This window comes from Nitratireductor indicus C115 (assembly GCF_000300515.1).
Lineage (GTDB): Bacteria > Pseudomonadota > Alphaproteobacteria > Rhizobiales > Rhizobiaceae > Nitratireductor > Nitratireductor indicus.
The window spans coordinates 1-1,281 of the sequence record NZ_AMSI01000055.1 but is presented as its reverse complement, the minus strand read 5'-3'; the positions used below and the strand labels follow the sequence as shown (position 1 = coordinate 1,281).

The 1,281-nt window shown below is 65.4% G+C and carries 1 protein-coding gene; it reads right to left on the bottom strand.

Annotated elements, in window-relative coordinates; genetic code table 11:
* Positions 1 to 2: 2 nt before the first annotated feature.
* Positions 3 to 1,271 carry an NAD(P)/FAD-dependent oxidoreductase gene (locus NA8A_RS24170; RefSeq protein ID WP_051018057.1) on the bottom strand — a complete coding sequence of 423 codons (1,269 nt, stop codon included), beginning with the start codon at positions 1,269 to 1,271 and terminating at the stop codon, positions 3 to 5.
* Positions 1,272 to 1,281: the final 10 nt, after the last annotated feature.

Here is a 1,281-nt window from a genome sequence, read left to right as displayed (position 1 = left end):
TCTCAGCGGCCGATCCTGTCGAGGAACTGGTACCAGCCGGCCACCGTTCGCACGACCGGCTCCCGCAGGAAGTAGAACGGGATCGGCTTCGGGCCGTCGCGGCGCATCAGGCCGAGCTCGGGCGTATCGCCCAGCATCATGTCGACGGCGCGGGGCCCCATCAGGCTCGACAGCGCAACGCCCGCGCCATTGTAGCCGAGCGCAAAGCCGGCGCGTTCCTCCAGCATGCCCACCTGCGGAAGACTGTCCATCGTCATGGCCACGAGGCCGGACCAGCGATGGGTGATCGCAACATCCTTGAGCTGAGGAAACATCTGCTTCAGCGCCACTTCGAGCGCGTGAAAGGCGGATGCCGAATCCGCCTTGCCGAACGCACCACGCCCGCCGAACAGCATCCGGTCGCCGACCGGGCGAAACCACCGCATCATGCGCCGGGTCTCGCTGTAGCTTCTGCCCCGGATCATCAGCTTAGCCCGAATGCCGGGATCGAGCGGTTCGGTAGCGATCATCGCGCTGCGAAATGGGATCACCGTTCCGCGAATGGCGGCGGTGGCGGGACTGATGTCCGAGTATCCGTTGGTGGCAAGCAGCAGATGCTTTGCCGCGACCTCGCCTCCGGCCGTCTTCACGATATGCAGCTCTCCCTGCCTCCTGCAGGAAAGGACGGGCGATCTTTCGAAGATGTTTGCGCCGGCTGCCCGAACGGCCCTGGCGAGCCCACGCGCATAGTTCAGAGGATGAATGACGCCCGCATGGGTGGAGAGCACGCCGCCGACAAAGGCGCCGGATCCGGTTTCCTCTCTGGTCTGGTCGGCACCGATCACGCTCAGGCTGGTGTCGCCGAACAGCGTTCTTGCCGTTTCGGCCTCCGTTTCGAGCCGGGCCAGCGCCAACGGATTGTGCGCACATCGCAGATTGCCGCTGCGTGCAAAGCCGGCGTCCGAAATGCCAAACGCTTCGACATTCCTCTCCACGCAGTCCATCGCATCATGCCCGATGCGGTGCATGCGCCGGGCGGTCTCGATTCCGTGGTGTCTGGCGATGTCGCTTAACGAGGCCCGAAACTTCGTCGAGATCACGCCGCCATTGCGGCCCGACGCACCCCAGCCGATTGCGGCCGCTTCCAGAATGACCGGGTTGAGCCCACGCTCGATGGCGCGCAATGCCGCACAAAGCGCGGTGTATCCGCCGCCAACGATAGCGATATCCGCAGAAGCCCGGCCGGCCAGGGACGCCGCGGGTGGAGCCGGGGAAGCCGTCTCCCGCCACAGCGAAAATGGG